Origin of the sequence: Pseudomonas abietaniphila, assembly GCF_900100795.1 — a bacterium.
Taxonomy (GTDB): domain Bacteria; phylum Pseudomonadota; class Gammaproteobacteria; order Pseudomonadales; family Pseudomonadaceae; genus Aquipseudomonas; species Aquipseudomonas abietaniphila.
The window spans coordinates 788,099-805,289 of sequence record NZ_FNCO01000001.1 but is presented as its reverse complement, the minus strand read 5'-3'; the positions used below and the strand labels follow the sequence as shown (position 1 = coordinate 805,289).

Genomic DNA, 17,191 nt, shown 5'->3' with positions numbered 1-17,191 from the left:
TTCAGCGCATTGATACCTCCGGCATGGTACAGCCTCTTCCATTCCCCGATGCTGTTTTGCCCGCGGATGCCAAAGAGAATGGCGGCTTGCTGGTCCGACAATCCATCCTGCTCAATGCGCTGTAGAACACTGAGTTTGAACTGGGCGTCATAGCGGCTGTACTGCCTCGCAAGGCCGGGCAGACCGTGTTGCTGATAGCTGCGCACCCAGCGCTGCAGGATGGAATGACCGATACCATTTTTGACTGCAACCCCGTTGGTGCTGCTGCCGGCCAGGCATTGTTTAACCAGTTTGAGTTTGAAGGCTGGATCGTACTTCGTCATGGCTGTCCCCTCGGTTGGACTGGGTGTCCAACTTTCGGGGGTCAGTTCATTCGGCGGGTTACTTGATGACCCCAAGTAACCAAGGGTTTCAGGCTCCCGGTTTGGCGACTCCTTCGTCGCCGTCCCCTCACTCCGGCGACGCTCCGTGGGCCCGCCGCCATCGGCCATCCATGGCCGGGGGCGGCTCTCGCGGCATCCATGCCGCTCGGCCCACTCCGCATCGCCTGCGTTCAGCCTGCACCCAAGTCGCGTTTTGTGGTGTCTGGACGGGCGTGGTATGAAAAACAGATCAAGAGCTGGATGCGCTTGCGCTTTCTCTTTTGATCATTCCCACGCTCCGCGTGGTAACGCAGCGACTGACGCTCTGCGTCAACGTCGACGCGGAGCGTCCTGGCAGGCATCCCAACGCAGAGCGTTGGAACGATCAACCTGCACTTCGACGCGGTACCTGTGGGAGACGTCCGAGGTTACGAGGGCAGCGAATGCGGTGCGTCAGGTACATCAAAGCTGAATGACACGCTGCATTCGTCAGCAAGCTGAATCCCACCGGTCTGAGGTAGACCGCGTGGATACTCGCAAACGGTAGGAGCGACCGGGGTGGCGTTCCACCTTGCCCGCGACCTGCCGGGAACCGGCAGCAAGACCTGTGCACGCGGGGTGTCAGGCATGATTGAGTCGCCTGATTTTGCTACCGCTGCGCGGTAGATCGCGGGCAAGGTGGAACGCCACCCCGGTCGCTCCTACAGGGAAAGCGTCAACCTGATGTTTCTGTTTCTGGTCTGGAGCCAACGCTCTTCGCTTTCTTGATTCGATCATCAAGCGCCCGCACGCCGCCCCTAATTGTAGGAGCGCGCTTGCCCGCGATCTGCCGGGAACCGGCAGCAAGACTTGTGCATGCGGAGTGTCAGGCAGAATCGAGTCGCCTGATTTTGCTACCGCTGCGCGGCAGATCGTCCGGATGCGGCCCAGACACAAGCCACGCTCCTACAGGGACTGCGTCAACCCGAGGTTTCTGTTTCTGGCCTGGGGCCAACGCTCTTCGCTTTTTGATTCGATCATCAAGCGCCCTCACTCCGCCCCATATTGTAGGAGCGCACTTGCCCGCGATCTGCCGGGAACCGGCAGCAAGACCGCTGCATGCGGAGTGTCAGGCAGAATCGAGTCGCCGGGTTTTGCTACCGCTGCGCGGTAGATCGCGGGTTTGGCCGTTAGGCCAAACCAAAACGGGCGTCAGGCAACGCTCACACCTGACGATGCCAGCCCCGTCGCGCCAGTGGCAAGTCCACCAATCGCCGCCCGACCGCCTGGCTCAACGCATTCCCCAGCGCCGCTGCCATCGGCCCCTGCACAATCTCCGCCGCGCCCAGAAACGGCTGGCCCGGCTGATCGATCAACGCCACCTCCACCTGACGCGGCAACGCCGGAAAGCGGATGATCGGGTATCCGCTCCAGTCATAACTGCGCACACCCTGCGGGTCATAATCGACCTGCTCGTACAACGTCCAACTGGCTGATTGAACAATTCCACCCTCAACCTGATTGCGCAAACCATCCGGCGTCACGATCTGCCCGACGTCCACCGCTGTCACCACCCGGTCGATCACCACCTCACCCGTCTGCCGCTGGACATGCACCTGAACCGCGATCGCGCAGTAGCCCATGATGTTCTTGTAACGGGCGAAGGCAAAACCAATGCCGCTGCCGGGCCCCGGCGCTTTTTGCGGCCAGCCAAACGCTTTGGCCGTGTGTTCGATAACGGCTCGGGCGCGGGGGTCACTGAGGTTCTGCAAGCGAAACTGAACCGGATCGACACCCGCCTGTGCCGCTAACTCGTCCATCGCGCTTTCGATGCTGAAGACATTGATGTGCGCCCCCAGCGAACGCATCGCTGACGTCCGGAACGGCATCTGCGTGACGAACGTCATGTTGATCCGGCTGCTGGCAACGTCATACAGCGGTACGACGTTTCGGTCACCGTCGCCTTCGGGCTGAGCGATGGGGACCGAAGGAGCCGGTGTGAAAGGTCGGGCCAGTAACCAGGAGGGCATCAAGCGCCCCGCATTGACGATCCGCTCATTGTGCGGCGTGGTCCACAGTTCAGTGTTCCAGTGTTGCAAGCGCCCGGAATCGTCCATCCCGACGTCCAGGTCGACACGCATCGCGGAGCTGTAAGGCTCCCAGAGGTTTTCCTGCTCGCGCATCCATTGCAGCCGCACCGGCTGGCCGGGCATCGCCATCGCGATCAGCGCCGCGTCGGCGGCGGCATCGTCAGCGCCGTTATGGCCATAACACCCCGATCCCTCGACATGGATGCAACGCACCTGCTGCACCGGCAGCCCGACCATTTCCGCGATACCCGCACGCAACGGGTAAACACCCTGGGTGTGCGTCCAGACAGTCAACACGCCGTCCTTGAACCAGGCAACCGAGCACGACGGGCCGATAGAGCCATGCATCAGGTATTGCTTGGTGACCCTGGTTTTCCAGCCGTGGGGCGCAGGGTCATCCGGCGTGCCTTTGCGGGTGATGGGGTAACGCCGAGAAGGCAGCTCGGTGAGCAATTGATGAATGTTTCCGGCGTCAGGCAACGGGTTGCCATCGGACCAACGCGCCACTTCATAGCCTTTGCGCATGGCCTTGATGGCCTGCCATTCATCCTTGGCGACCACCGCCAGATAGCTGCCGTCGCGCACCAGCTTGAGCACGCCGTTCATGTGTTCGATGACCGCCTGATCAATCTCCAGCAACTGGCTGCCACGTCTGGGTGGACGGATGACCCGCGCATGCAGCATGCCGGGCAGGCGCATGTCCTGTACGTAGCTGGCGCCTCCACTGACTTTGCCCGGGATGTCGAGACGCGGCATTGATCGGCCGATCAACGTGAAATGTTCAGGCGGTTTCGGCGGCGAATCAACACTCGCATAGCGGTGCAGTTGCACGCCTGCAACGGCCTGAACATACGTCATGGATCGACCGTCACGCCCCAGCACGTTTCCGTCTCGGGTACTCAGGGTGTTGACCGGCTGCCCCCACTGCCGCGCAGCGGATTCCAGCAGCAACTGCCGAACCTGCGCGGCCGCGTTGAACAATGCCGTGCCGCTGTCGAACATCGTGTGGCTGCCCGCCGTGTAGCCTTCATTGGGTGTCAGCGCGGTGTCGGCCGTCAGAAACCGGATGGACTGCGGCGTAACCTCAAGGCGCTCTGCAGCAACCTGCAATAGCGCCGTCTTGACCCCCGTCCCCAGTTCGACCTTGCCGGTGTACACGGTAATGCCGTCCTGCTCGTCGATGCGAATCCACGCATCCAGAAACGGGTTGGTGCGCAGGCTGCCCGGTAAATCCGGCGCCAGCACCTGAGTCCCGAGTGTGTCGACTTCCGTGTCGGCAAACGCCCGACCGGCGCCGGGAATCATGGCAAAGCCGACCACCAGCGCGCCATTGATCAGGAAGGCACGGCGGCCCTGATAGACCTCCTCATGACGACTCTTCATGGTTTCACCCCGCTGGCGACCACGGCCTTGATCGCCGAGAAAATCCGCATGTGAGTCCCGCAGCGGCACAGGTTGGGCGCCATGTGTTCGCGTATCTGCTCATCAGAGGGGTGCGGCACCGTCTCGATCAAGGCTTGGGCGCGCATGATCATCCCGGCGATGCAGTAACCGCATTGCGCGGCCTGCGCGTCGATGAAGGCGGCCTGCAACGGTCCCGGCTTGTCGGCGCTGCCGAGGCCTTCCACCGTTCGGACCGTTTTGCCCGACGCCGCAGCCGCCGGCACCAGGCAAGAAAACACCGGCTTGTCGCCGACCATTACCGTGCACGCACCGCACTGACCCAGGCCACAGCCGTATTTGGCACCGTTGAGCGCCAGGTGATTACGCAGGGCATATAACAGGGGCATGTCGGGATCGATGTCCAACTGATGATCCTTGCCGTTGACGTTCAAGGTGATCATTTCGGCTCCCCCTCATGACGAATCGTGGTGACGGTTTTTTCAAGGTCGGCCCACGGTTTTGCGGCACACGCCTGACCGCGCAGGTAACCGGCCAGTGCGGCGATATGGGTGTCGTCGAGGGCGTCGGCGAACGGCGGCATGTAATGACTGGGCGCGCGGGTCGACAACGGAATGCCTTCGAGGATCGTCTTGATCAGGTTGCGCGGACTGTCCGACGTTGCCGCAGACACCACGCTCAGGCCTGGCCGACCGTCAATCGTGCGCATCGGCGCGCCGCCGCCGTGGCAACCCGCACAGGCGCCTGCGAACAGCGCCGCGCCCTCGCGTTGATCGGGTTTGATCGGTTCAGGGGATGCCGCAACGCAACTCGACGCCGGCGGGGTTATGTCGGCCTTCAGGCTGAGGATGTACTCAGCCACGGCTTCGGCATCCTCCTGCGGCAGCTGCGCCATGCTCAGGCTGACCGGCAGCATCGGCCCGGCGGCACCTCCATGGCCCTGCGCGACTTCACCGCGCAGGTAAGCGACCAGTTGCTCCGGCGTCCACGGATTGGCCGCCTGCGTCATGCCGGTCAGGGCCGGCGCGTGCCAGCCATCCACCAGGCCACCTCCCAGATGCTCGCTGGATTTTTCGCCGCCGATGAAGTTGAGTGGCGTATGACAAGACGAACAATGTCCTGCGCCCTCGACCAGATACCGGCCCCGGTTCCAACGTTCCGACTGGCCTGCGACCGGCACCAACGGGTCGTCGCGAAGGAACAACAGGTTCCAGAACGTCACCAGCGGCCGGAAGTTCATCGGGAACATCATGTGGTTTTCCGGCGCACGGGCCTGCACCGGGTCAACGCTCATCAGGTACGCGTATGCGTCGCTGATGTCGGCGTCCGACATCCGGCTGTAATGCACGTACGGGAACGCCGGGTAAAGGAAATGCCCGTCACGGGAGACGCCTTTGCGCATCGCACGGACAAAGGCTTCTTCCGGCCAATTGCCGATGCCGGTGCCCCAGTCAGGGGTGATGTTGGTGGTGTAGAGCGTGCCGAACGGCGTCACCAACGGTAGCCCGCCCGCCATGTAGGCACCGCCGGGACGCGTGTGGCAGACAGCACAGTCGCCCTGCTCCACCACCCTGGCACCCCGTTCTATCTTCGTGGCATCCGCCGTCACCGGCGTGTTGAGCGGCTGGATGGATGGGCGCCACATCATCGCGGCACACACGATGACGCCGATCAATGCGATCAGCAGCACTGCCCAGAGCGTCATTCGCTTCATGGTCGGGCCTTCCTCGGATTCACGGCTTGTTGAGCAGAAAATCTATCGGTCGGCTCGCGGCTCGGCTTGTACCGCTGTGCTCATTCCTGTGCCTGACTCAAGAAAAACCCCATTGCTCGTTGCCGATTGCGCCAGGCGCTGGGGGTTTCACCGGTCAGACGCGTAAACACCCGGGTCAAGTGCGGCTGATCGGCAAAACCGCAATCCTGGGCGATCTGCGCCATGGGGATAGGCGGCACGGCGCGCAATAATTCCCGCGCTCGCTCGACGCGCATTTTCAGCAGCCAGGCATGAGGCGCGATACCTGTGGCCTGTTTGAAGGCCCGGGAAAAGTGGCTGCGGGTCAAGGCGCATTCCTGGGCAATGCGCTCGACCGACAACTCGCCATCCAGTTGACTGGCGATCATGTCCTTGGCGATAGCCAACTGAACCGAGGTCAGTGCCGCGTGAGGCTTGCCGGACAGCGGTGCCACTCGCCCGTAACGGTCGATCGCATGGCTGCACATCGCCAATAAAAGATGATCGAGAAACAGCCGGTTAGCCGTCTCGGGTTGCTGTAAGGCGGGCAACATCGCCTGGGCCAAGTGATACAGCACGGCATCCTGGGCACCGCCCTGATCGTACCGAAAGACGCCCATTTTCTTGGCGCCACGCTCGGCCTGCAGCTCGTCCAGTGTCTGGCGGGAGATCGTCAGTCGAAGGTTGTCGTAAGGCGAGCGGTGCTGGCAGCGAAGCTCGTTACCCATGAAGGGCAAGGACACGCTGCCCGCACGATAGCCGCCTGAATAATTAAGGCGTCGACCGTGCCACAAGCGATGGGCGGCGAAATCCTGCAGTTGGACGATGATCGAGAAGGCATCGAGACAGGGTATATCGATGACTTTTTCAGGATCGGGCGTCATCTGACGGACGCGCACGGCGGTAAATTTGTCGTGGCTCAGCTGTGTGATCAGGGGCGCATTCAAGGATGCCTCCTCGTCTGGAATCCTGTTTGATGGGGTCAGCCAACCGACCACTCCCTGTATATGGACGGCTGGCTTGCGGCAATGTTAGTCCACCAGCGGCACGTGCGCTGCACGCTGGTACGGACCGTACTCAACAGGCACCCACTGGAAATGCTTGCCAACGGTTTCGATGTGGCCGGTGCCAGGGAACGGCAGATGGGCGGCCGCGACCCAGACTTTGCGCTTGGCCGCATCGCTGAACACGGCATCGCGACTGGCGATCGCGTTTTTGCTGTTTTCATCGAAGGCGATGCTGACCTCCGGGTGTTCGAACTGCACAGCGAGGTTATGCACCAGGTCGCCGATGAACACGATGCTTTGTCCGTTAGAGGTGAACTGATAGGTCGTGCTGCCTGGCGTGTGCCCCGCCTCCAGCGTGGTATGCACTTCAGCGACCGGCGACTGACCCGGATTAAAGGTTTTGAAGCGGCCGGCCGCGACGTAAGGCGCTGTCGAATCCTGGGCGATCTTGAAATACGCCTTGGCTTGTTCCGGCACGCGGTTCAGTGCGGTGGGGTCCAGCCAGTAATCGGCTTCGGGCTTGGCGGCATAGACCGTGGCATTGGCAAATACCGGCTGCTTGTTGGCGTCGACCAGGCCGCACACGTGATCCAGGTGCAGGTGCGTCAGCAGGATGGTATCGATCTGATCCGGCTGATACCCGGCGGCCTTGATGTTCTGCGGCAGCATGCCGGCGGTTTCGCCGATGCACTGCCCGGCGCCGGTGTCGACCAGGATCAGGTTTTTCCCCGTGTTGATCAGAAAGGCATTGAACGCGGTCTGTACACCGGGGGTTTCGATGGCATGCCGGGCAAGGAGCGCACGAATCTCTTCGGGCTTCATGCCTTTGAGCAATTTGGGTGACAGGTCGTTGTAGCCATCGAACAGCGCGGTGACTTCGTAATCGCCCACGGCAAGGCGGAAGTAACCCGGCACCTGGGTTTTCTGCTGGGCAGGGGGTTGAGCAGCGGCAAACGGGATGGACAAGGCCATACCCAGTCCCGCAATGACGGCCAGAGGAAACAGGGAAGCGCGCATGGGAAGCCTCAATCGATGTGTGTAGAGGCGCTCGATGGTGAGGCTCGCGTCCGCCGCGCGATTGAAGCAATGTGCTTGTTTTCCGACCGCGCCGCGCGCTCGGCCCTCCTTGCGCCCGCATGAACGCGTTTGAAGGACGTCAAGCTGACCACAGACTTTCGGCGGTGCCCCAAGCACCATCGGTTATAGACATCCCGCCACCTCTGTCCCTACCATCCGCGCGTGCCACAGCGACCTGCAACTTTCTAGCGGATATCCCTCAATGTCTACAGCCGTCCCCCATTACTCGCTGGCCTGGAGCCTGCTTCTGCTGTTGGCCGACGTGATCGCCTGGCATCTCCTCGCCGAGCGCAACCGCCTGGCGCGGATTGCCACCCGCCTGGTGGGATTCGTGGCCTACAGCCTGGTGATCATCAATGCCGGCGTCAGCCCGTTGGAAGCGCCGGCCTGGCCGGACGACAGCGCGCTTCAGTTCGGCGCGACGGCGCTGGCGATTGTCTGGTGGATGTACGCGGCCCGTACCTTGACCGTGTTGCTGGGGCTGTTGCTGACCGGGCGCGTCGGCCACAGCGGGCGACTGTTGCAGGAGGTCATCGGCGCCGTGATCTTCCTGATCGCCATCGTTGCGGCCGCCGGTTATGTGTTGCAGTTGCCGGTGAAGGGGTTGCTCGCGACCTCTGGCGCCATGGCGATCATCGTCGGCCTCGCGTTGCAGAGCACGTTGAGCGACGTGTTCTCCGGGATCATCCTCAATACCACCAAGCCCTATCAGGTGGATGACTCGATCGCCATCGACGGCATGGAAGGCAAGGTCATGGACATTGACTGGCGGGCCACGCACCTGCTGACCGGGGTCGGTACGATGGTGGTGATTCCCAACTCGGTGGCGGCCAAGGCGAAAATCGTGAATTTGAGCCGACCGGTCAATATTCATGGGGTATCGATCAACATCATGATGTCGCCCCACATCCGCCCGCGTCGGGTACTCGATGCGCTTGAGCGTGCGTTGCAGGGTTGCAGCGCGCTGTTACCGACACCCCGCCCTCGCGCCGTCGTCAAAGACACCAGCCCGACCACCATCGAGTACTCCGTCACCGGTTTCATCAGCGACCTGGCGAACAAAAGCGACGTGCGCAATTTGCTGTTCGACCTGGCGTATCGTCACCTGGAAGCTGCCGGTATTGCCTGGCAGTCGGAAACCACGGCCGAAGCCGTGTCGCGACCAAGGGCCTTACTGGACGAAGTGAAGGTCTTCCGCACCAGCACAGCCGATGAGAAAGCGCAGTTGGCGCAGACCATGGTGTCGCGCGAATACGCGACCGGACAGACCATCGTCGAACTGGGGGACATCACCGACGGGCTGTTGGTCATCGCCACCGGCGTGGTCTCCGCCAACGTTCCGGATGGCAGCAACATGGTTGAAGTCGGGCGCATGGGACCGGGCGAAGTGATGGGCGAACAGAGCGTGCTCACCGACACGCCGTCGGAGGCCCGCTTCATCGCCCTCACCTCCTGTGTCGTCTACCGCATCGACAAAGCCGCCACCCGCCAATGCATGGAGCACCGCGCCGACATCACCACCGCACTGAATAAACTCCAGGCGATTCGTCAGCAAAGCACCCAGCATGTGCTGCTGCGCAAACCGGTTGCGATCAAGAAAAACAATTTCCTGGGCTGGTTGCAGAAGCGTTGATCAACAGGTTCGATGCCTGCTCCAGGTTTCGTCTGCGCTGCGGGACCTGTGGGAGACGGCCGAGGTTACGAGGGTTTGGGCCGCACTTCGGACGAATGCGATGGGTCAGGTACATCAACTGTAAATGACACGCCGCATTCGTCAGCACGCTGACTCCCACCGATCTGAGGTGCACCACAGATCCGGTAGACGCAAAGCATCAGGGGCCGGTTGAAGCGCTTTTCAGGTCATTCGTCTTCCAGCAGCGAGCGCAACATCCAGGCGGCTTTTTCGTGCACCTGCATACGCTGGGTCAGCAGGTCGGCCGTGGGTTCGTCGCTGACTTTCTCCAGCAGCGGGAACAGTCCGCGCGCGGTTCGGGTCACGGCTTCCTGGCCTTCCACGAGCTGTTTGATCATGTCGGTTGCAGCGGGCACACTCGGTTCTTCCTTGATCGACGACAGGCGTGCGTAGGTGGAGTAAGTGCCAGGGGCCGGAAAGCCCAGCGCCCGGATCCGTTCGGCAATGGCGTCAACGGCGGTGGCGAGTTCCGTGTATTGCTCTTCGAACAGCAGGTGCAGAGTACGGAACATCGGACCTGTGACGTTCCAGTGGAAGTTGTGGGTTTTGAGGTACAGCACGTAGGTGTCGGAGATCAGCCGCGACAACCCCTCGACGATCTCTGCGCGATCCTGTTCGTTGATGCCGATTTCAATAGCCATGTGTTGCTCCCTAATGGTCTGTTTTCTCGTGATGGGACCATTGTAGGGAGCCGTTCACCGGGCCGGAAATCAGCCGTGGCAATCGCGGCCATCGACAATCGCTATGACTGCGTGCGGTCTGGCCGGGTGAGTCCGAGCTTGTCGATACGGTAACGCAGCATGTCGCGGGTCAGCCCCAGCAGACGTGCCGATTTGGTGACGTTCCAGTCGGTCTTGTCGAGCACCTTGCGCACCATTTCGTTTTCCACTTCAGGCAAGTTCATGTTGCCCATGCCCTCGTCTGCCGAGGGCGAGTGAGGGTGCGGTTGATAGGGTGACTGCGACTGCGCCTGACCTTGCAGATGTGAGTGTGCCGGAGGAGTGAACTGCTGCATGAACCCGTGAGGCGTCATCGGCTCATCCATCAGGCTCATGCATAACCCCAACTGATGAGGGGCGATGCAGCTGTTCTGGGTCAGCAGGACGGTCTGCTCCAGCATGTTGCGCAGTTCGCGGACGTTCCCCGGCCAGCTGTAACTGCGCAGCAGGTTTTCGGACTCGACGCTGAAATACAGGTCTGTCTTGCCATAGCGCTTGCCGTGCAACTGCAGGAAATGCCGCGCCAGGCGGATGACATCGTCGCCCCGTGCCTGCAGGCGCGGCACCTTGATGGAGATGATGCGCAGGCGGAAAAACAGATCACGGCGGAATTTACCCTGCTGCACCATCTGTTCGAGGTTGCAGTTCGTCGCGCTGATGATCCGCAGGTCCACCTTGCGCTCCTTGACCGACCCGATCCTGCGCACCGTCCGGTCTTCGAGCAATTTGAGCAACTTGGCCTGCAGCAACAGGTCCATTTCCCCCACTTCGTCGAGGAACAGCGTGCCGCCGTCCGCGGCTTCCACCAGGCCCGTGCGGCGGTCCTTGGCATCGGTAAAGGCGCCTTTCTCATGACCGAACAGCTCGGCTTCGATCAAATGCGCCGGAATCGACGCACAGTTGAACTCCACGAACGGCCCTTTGGCACGCGGCCCGTCGAAATGCAGGGCCCGGGCAATCAGCTCCTTGCCGGTGCCGGTGTCGCCCTCGACGAGCACCGGTGGCAGGTCGCTGCTGGTCATGCGCCGCTCGGCGTCGAGCAACTGGGTGACCACGCCCTTGACGTGCATCATGGCCGGTGAGTCGCCGATCAAGGCTTGCAGGCCGGAATGCTTGGCGTCCCGGTCTTGATAGAAGGACAGCGTTCGCTCCAGACGCTCTGCCGCCAGCGCCTTGTCCAGCAGCAGCTTCAGTTCAGGCAGCGCGACCGGTTTGGTCAGGTAATGAAACGCGCCCTCTTTCATCGCCGTGACCGCGTCTTCGATGTTGCCGTAGCCGGTCATCATGATGAGTTTGAGGTCTGGCGCGCTTTCTTTGAGCGCATTGATCAACTCATGGCCGCTCATGCCCGGCAAGGAGTTGTCGGTCAGTACGACGTCAGGGCGCCAGTTCTGCAGCAGTTTCAGCGCGTCTTCGGCCGAATGACACACCCTGGCCTCGAAATCCCTGCGTTCCAGATAGGTCTGAATGTTGCTGGCCAGGAGCTCGTCATCTTCAACCACCAGTATGCTGCGTTCCATCGAGTCTCCCTCCTGCCGCAATTTTGAAGGTCAGTTTCACACGGGTGCCTTCCTGTTCACGGCTGGTCAACGAGACCTTGCCGGAAAACCGCTCCATGATCCGCTTGACCAGAACCAGCCCTACACCGAGCCCTCCCTGCTTGGTCGTAAAGAACGGTTTGAACACCATCGCCTCTTGCTGCCGGGACATGCCCTTGCCATTGTCAGAAACGGTCAGGTAAACCCGGCCTCTGGCCGGCTCGGAAACGACGTCGATCTTCAACTTGCCGTCCGTGGTCATGGCTTCCAGTGCGTTGGCCATCAAGCTATTCAGGATCTGTGCCAACAAGATTCGCTGACTGATGACCAGAGGGACTTCGACCGGATTGAACGCCACGTCGATATTGGCGCGACGAATCTGCTGCTCGTACGACTGCAGCACATCCTGCATGCACGACACCACATCCACCGCCTCGGACTCGCCGCTGATGGGGCGCAGCGAGAGCAGCAGTTCGCGCACCCATTTCGACATGCGGTCCACTTGGTTAATGATGTCGTTAATGTTCTTCTGCGCGGCCGGATCGACCACTTCCAGCGCCAGCTCGGCGCTGGACCGGATCGTCGCCAGCGGGTTGCGCAGGCTGTGCGCCACAGCCGAAGACATCTCGCCCAAGGCGGCGAATTTCTCGCTGTTGATCAGCTGCCGTTGCTGGAACTCCAGAAGCCGGGATGCCCGACGTACGATCCAGAACAGGCCCAGATAAATAAGCAGGCCGCCGATACCGGTCGAGACCCAGATCACTACATAACCGCGCTGGATGCTGGCGATCAGATCCTTGGGCTCCTTATAGATCTCGACGATCGCCAAGACGTCTTTCTCTTCGGCATCGAACAACGGAACGTAATTCTCGATGAACAGGTAATCCGGCGGGTTCAGGAACTTCTGTTCGTTCTGATGGCGCTGAGTTTCATGATGCGCGCTGCCCGTGCGCTGCCGAGAGCGGAATGCAGCCTCCAAGTCGTCATTGCCCAGAATGGCCTTGCCGATCAGTGCAGGGTTGGTTGACCAGATAATGACCCTGTCCTGAGCGTAGACGTTGACCAACAAGGCATCGGGCAGCGACGAAATATGGTCAAGGAATTCATCACGCGATCGGCGGCGAAGCTCTTGATCGACATCGGCAAGCGGTAAATCACGTCGGATGTCCAGCAGTTCGGCCATGGTTCGGCTATAGGGAATCTGGGCGTGACGGATTTCGGCAGAGGCAATGGCGTGGACGAATTGCGAGGTCAGCAGTGAGTCTCGCTGGACCGCTTCGCTGACGACGAAACGGGTGGAAATCAGCCCTAAACCAATGGCCACCGAGGCGATGACCAACAAGCTGACAATTGAAAACCAGCGCAGCAGGTTAAAGCGAGGCCGTGGTTTTTTTTCGAGTTCTTTGATGCTGGCTTGAGTCAGCATTTCACTGCGCCCTATAGATCCCATGACAGCCGTCCTGGTCACTTTTTAAAGTCGGTATAGCGTAAGGCGTTGCTTTGCGATAGCTGATTTTTAGCGGCCTTCATGGCAATTGATATCATCATGACAGCATTTCGAATGACCGTTCGGCGCTTAGTCCCTGATAGCCAAGGCACTTTTCAAAAAAGCACTGAACTTTTTTGAATACTCGCCGTCCGTCCGACTTTCTTAACAGCTTTCCCGGGGCTCTTCCCCAGCGGTTCCCCAACAGTGGGGAGAGCGCCCCACTCCCCGTAGTGTTTCACCTGCGCAACGCTGCGTCCCACTCTCGGGACCTGAACCACCCGCCCCTCTAGATCAAGCCTTCCAGCCGACATTCAGCATTCTGGTACAGATGTTGCGCTGCCCCTCCCAGCCTCCTGGAACCGACGCCTTCGTCCGACTCACGCCAGAGGCAGGTTCATTGCGAGAGGGAAGACAAATGCCCAGCAAATTGACCCCCGCCGTAACGTTGCTGTCATTGATCGCAGCGATTCACGGTTCCGCCCAGGCCGCGTTGTTCGCGGTCGATCAGGGCCCCTACAGTCCGCAAAACGGTAACTTCGCCCAGTGGTATCAGGACACGCACGGTCGCACGCTCGACTTGTGCCTGGGCAAGGCGCTGAGTTCCCGGGTCCCTTCCACCCCTGGCGTTCCATCGTATATGTGCACCCTGGCCGTCGCCGCCGGCGTGTTCGACGACAACCAGCCCACCGTGTTTCCAACCAACTTTCCTGATGAAGCGTTCTGGTTCCTGGCCGACGCCGCCATCCCGACAGCGGGCGCCACCGCACTCAATCTGAAATATACGGCAGCTCTGGAAGCGGCATTTGGTGGCGGCGATCCCGCGCCGAATGACCAGATCAGCTTTGCGCGGATCCGTATCCGGATGGACGCTCCCGTCGCAGGGACCTACACGATCACTCACCCCTACGGCGTCGATGTTTTTCAGGTGGACACACCCGGCACCAAAGCCATCAACATGACCCGCGACATCGGCATCGGCTCACCTGGAAATTACAGCGGAGCGTTGACGGGCGACGTTGGCCCCTTCCTGCGCAGCGTGAACGGCCCCTACATCGAGACCGACCCCACGACAGGCATCGCCTCAAGCTACGTCGGAGACCCCAACCTGACGGAACAGGTCACCGGCAGCCCGTTCAACACCAACTTCATTCATGTCGAAGGCCCCAACGGCATTGACGGGCGCACCGACGTATTCGGCATTACCGGCAAGCTGTCCACGGTCGTAAGGCCCACCCCGACGATCGTTCAGCGCGCCACGTACTCCCGCAAGACCGGCGGCACCGGTAACAGTGGCGTTCAGGCCCAGGAGGACGTGTTCTCGCTGGCGCCACCACCGCCCGGCACGTCGAAGTTCGTCGACACCGATAACGCTGACATTGCCATGACCGAGGCCGACGGCACCGGCAGCTGGTACGGCCAGTCCACGGCCAACCCGACACTGCCCGTCAATCTGCAGGTCACTGCCGACAACCATGTGGCGATTCCCCAGAACACGCCGACCACGGTGCCGCATGCGTTAACCGACCTGGTGAGCATTGACACGGCCAATTACAGCCTGTCGTCCGGGCAACTCACTCTGGTCGCCAGCACCAGTGACGCGGCCACCGCGACCTCTCTGACAGCGACCGGCAGCTCAGGCGGCGCCATCGGCACCCTCAGTGGCGACGGCGCGATCAAGACATTGACGACCGGCATTTCGCCGATTCCCCCGGCCAAGGTCACGGTGACATCGGCCAACGGCGGCAGCGATACCGAAGAAGTGGTGATCGTTCCCTGATCGCAACCACTCCTTGCTCTCGAATCTGGAGGCAACATGAACAGTTGGCCAAGTCTGATTTTCGGCGCCATGAGTCTGATCGCAGTCAGTGAGGCGGCGTATGCCGGTCTCTCGGCTGTGGACCCGGGGCCTTATACCGTCGCCACAGGACGTTTCCCCAAGTGGTACAAAGACCAGAACGATCTGTCGCTGGAACTGTGCCAGTCCAGGGCCGTGAGCTCGCGGGTCGCGGCGACCGTTCCACCGGCTTACATGTGTACCCTCGGCGCGGTGCCGGGGCTGTATGACGATGCATTTCCGATGGTCTATCCGGACAACTTCCCGGATGAGATGTTCTGGTATCTGCTCCAGGCTCAGTTGAAAACAACGGTGAGCCCGATCGCCGGTTACGGACTGGAAATCTACACCGCCGGTGTCGAAGCGGCGTTCGCCACCGATCCACCCACCGACGGTTCGCAACAGAGCTTCGCGCGGATTCGCATCCGCATCGATATCCCGGCCGGTCGGCCCGGGACGTACACCGTCACCCATCCCTACGGCGTGGACACCTTCAATGTCACCACCACCGGGCGGCGGGCGATCAACCTCACCCGCGACATCGGCATCGGTGCCGCCGGCGACTTCGGTGGTGCGCTCAACGGCAACCTGGGGCCGTTCATCAAAGGCGTCGGTGCGCCTTACACCGAAGTCGATCCGGAAACCGGCAGCGTCAACACCTACATTGGCGACCCCAATGTGCCGGAGGCGATTGTCGGCAGTCCGTTTGGCACCAACTTCGTGAAAATCGAAGGACCCGCCGGGACGCTCATCCAGAACCTCTTCACCGTCAGCGGCAAGGTGCTCGACCCGAGGGTTCAAACCCCGGTCGAGGTCAAACGCGGCACGTACAGCCGCAACGGCTCCGGCACCCGGATCGAGTTGTTCGCCTCATCCCCGAACAGCTCAAGCCTGTGCTATCGCGAGACGCTCGCACTGGTTCCCGGCACGCCGGCTTCACCTTGCCAATTCAATATGCTCAGCGACAACAACGGCCACTTCTTCGTGGCGCACTCAGCCTCGACGCTGCCACCGTTCGTGATCCTCACCGCGAGCAACCCGGTTGGCACCACCAAGCCCACCGCCGTTTCGACCAAGCTGGTGGACCTGGTGAAAATCCGTACCGCGCGTTACTCGTGGGACAACCACACTCTGGTCATGGAGGCCACGTCGAGTGACGAAACCTCAGTGCCTGATCTGCTGGCCCAGGGTTTCGGCCGCATGTCCAAGTCCGGCACCACGCAGCAGTTAAGCGTGCCGAACCTGACCCAGCCACCGGCCTTCGTGACCGTCAAATCGGCCAGGGGCGGTGCCGACACCGAACCGGTGACCATCGTCGGCACAGCACCGAATACCGGCGCCAACCAGCCTCCCGTGGTGGTCAACGACACCGGCACCACCGGCTTCGGTGTCCCGCTGACCTTGAGCGTGCTGGTCAACGACAGCGATCCGGACGGCGACCTGCCGCTGACCATCAGCGACCTGACTCAACCGGCCTCTGGCCAGGGCACCGTGGCGCTGAACGGCACGACGTCCATCGTCTACACACCGCCAGCAGTGATCAACGCGCCGATCACGGCCACGTTCACCTACAAGGCCGTGGACAGCAAAGGGCTGAAGTCGACCTCGGCGGGCACTGTCAGCGTGACCGTGACGCCTAACCGCCCACCGGTTGCGGGTGCCGACACAGGCGCAACGCTGGCCGGGACACCGTTGGTGGTCAACGTACTGGCCAACGACACCGACCCTGAGGGCAACGTGCCGCTGAGCGTGACCAACCTGACCCAGCCTGCTGTCGGACGCGGCACCGTGACCACCAATGGCACCACCGTGACCTACACACCGCCTGCGACGATCACCGCACCGTTCACCGCAACCTTTACCTATCAGGCAGCGGACTCGTTCGGCGCACTGTCGACACCGGCCACGGTCAACGTCTCGGTCACCGCGCCTCCGGCCGGCACCGAAACCCTGACCATCACGGCGGCAACCGTGCAGGTACGTGGCGGCGGAGCACTGTTCAGCTGGGATGTTTCGGGGACCAGTTCGGTGACGACGGGCAACACCATCGTCATCCGGGTGACCACACCCACCGGGGTGCAGGAGCTTGATCGCGTGACGGTGCCTGTCACGGGTCGCTGGAGAAGTTCGGTGGTGAACACCATCGCACCGTCGGCCACCAACCCGACCGCTACGGTGACCTCGTCCAAAGGCACGGTCCGGACACTGCCGATCACCGTTCGTTGATGAAACCGGCCCGCCTGCGTGCAAACGCAGGCGGGCCAACGTCG

At 61.5% G+C, this 17,191-nt stretch carries 12 protein-coding genes; 3 read left to right on the top strand and 9 right to left on the bottom strand.

The features are described 5' to 3' along the window. From BLS87_RS03380 to BLS87_RS03350, 6 genes are all read right to left on the bottom strand, one after another. A partial coding sequence (locus BLS87_RS03380) for a transposase (RefSeq protein ID WP_143024453.1) occupies positions 1 to 323 on the bottom strand: 323 nt, incomplete at its 3' end. A gap of 1,241 nt (positions 324 to 1,564) precedes the next feature. After that, positions 1,565 to 3,814: a xanthine dehydrogenase family protein molybdopterin-binding subunit gene (locus BLS87_RS03370; RefSeq protein ID WP_074750165.1), complete on the bottom strand. Its 2,250-nt coding sequence runs from the start codon at positions 3,812 to 3,814 to the stop codon at positions 1,565 to 1,567. Then, complete coding sequence (locus BLS87_RS03365) at positions 3,811 to 4,275, bottom strand: (2Fe-2S)-binding protein (protein ID WP_074750163.1); 465 nt, start codon at positions 4,273 to 4,275, stop codon at positions 3,811 to 3,813. Before BLS87_RS03365 ends, BLS87_RS03370 begins: the two co-directional genes overlap by 4 nt. Next, entirely contained in the window at positions 4,272 to 5,546 is a 1,275-nt protein-coding gene (locus BLS87_RS03360) for a c-type cytochrome (protein WP_074750161.1), read from the bottom strand. The genes BLS87_RS03365 and BLS87_RS03360 overlap by 4 nt, the downstream gene beginning before the upstream one ends. A gap of 80 nt (positions 5,547 to 5,626) precedes the next feature. After that, complete coding sequence (locus BLS87_RS03355; protein ID WP_083370588.1) at positions 5,627 to 6,511, bottom strand: helix-turn-helix domain-containing protein; 885 nt, start codon at positions 6,509 to 6,511, stop codon at positions 5,627 to 5,629. An 84-nt stretch (positions 6,512 to 6,595) separates the two neighbouring features. Further along, the gene (locus BLS87_RS03350; protein ID WP_244165793.1) at positions 6,596 to 7,543 is read right to left on the bottom strand and encodes an MBL fold metallo-hydrolase; all 948 of its coding nucleotides are present in this window, start codon (positions 7,541 to 7,543) and stop codon (positions 6,596 to 6,598) included. Positions 7,544 to 7,850: 307 nt separating this feature from the next. Here BLS87_RS03350 and BLS87_RS03345 point away from each other — a divergent pair, with 307 nt between their 5' ends. Next, positions 7,851 to 9,281: a mechanosensitive ion channel family protein gene (locus BLS87_RS03345; RefSeq protein ID WP_074750157.1), complete on the top strand. Its 1,431-nt coding sequence runs from the start codon at positions 7,851 to 7,853 to the stop codon at positions 9,279 to 9,281. 227 nt (positions 9,282 to 9,508) lie between these two features. Here the strand turns inward: BLS87_RS03345 and BLS87_RS03340 are convergent, their stop codons facing one another. From BLS87_RS03340 to BLS87_RS03330, 3 genes are all read right to left on the bottom strand, one after another. After that, the gene (locus tag BLS87_RS03340) at positions 9,509 to 9,982 is read right to left on the bottom strand and encodes a Dps family protein (RefSeq protein ID WP_074750155.1); all 474 of its coding nucleotides are present in this window, start codon (positions 9,980 to 9,982) and stop codon (positions 9,509 to 9,511) included. 101 nt (positions 9,983 to 10,083) lie between these two features. Beyond that, the gene (locus tag BLS87_RS03335) at positions 10,084 to 11,580 is read right to left on the bottom strand and encodes a sigma-54-dependent transcriptional regulator (protein ID WP_074750153.1); all 1,497 of its coding nucleotides are present in this window, start codon (positions 11,578 to 11,580) and stop codon (positions 10,084 to 10,086) included. Further along, the gene (locus BLS87_RS03330) at positions 11,555 to 13,024 is read right to left on the bottom strand and encodes a sensor histidine kinase (RefSeq protein ID WP_244165792.1); all 1,470 of its coding nucleotides are present in this window, start codon (positions 13,022 to 13,024) and stop codon (positions 11,555 to 11,557) included. Before BLS87_RS03330 ends, BLS87_RS03335 begins: the two co-directional genes overlap by 26 nt. A 478-nt stretch (positions 13,025 to 13,502) precedes the next feature. Here BLS87_RS03330 and BLS87_RS03325 point away from each other — a divergent pair, with 478 nt between their 5' ends. Beyond that, on the top strand, positions 13,503 to 14,864 hold the full coding sequence (locus tag BLS87_RS03325) for a hypothetical protein (RefSeq protein ID WP_074750150.1): 1,362 nt from the start codon (positions 13,503 to 13,505) through the stop codon (positions 14,862 to 14,864). Between the two features lie 36 nt (positions 14,865 to 14,900). Continuing rightward, positions 14,901 to 17,147 (top strand): Ig-like domain-containing protein, encoded by a 2,247-nt coding sequence (locus tag BLS87_RS03320; RefSeq protein WP_074750148.1) that lies wholly within the window; start codon positions 14,901 to 14,903, stop codon positions 17,145 to 17,147. Positions 17,148 to 17,191 lie beyond the last annotated feature (44 nt).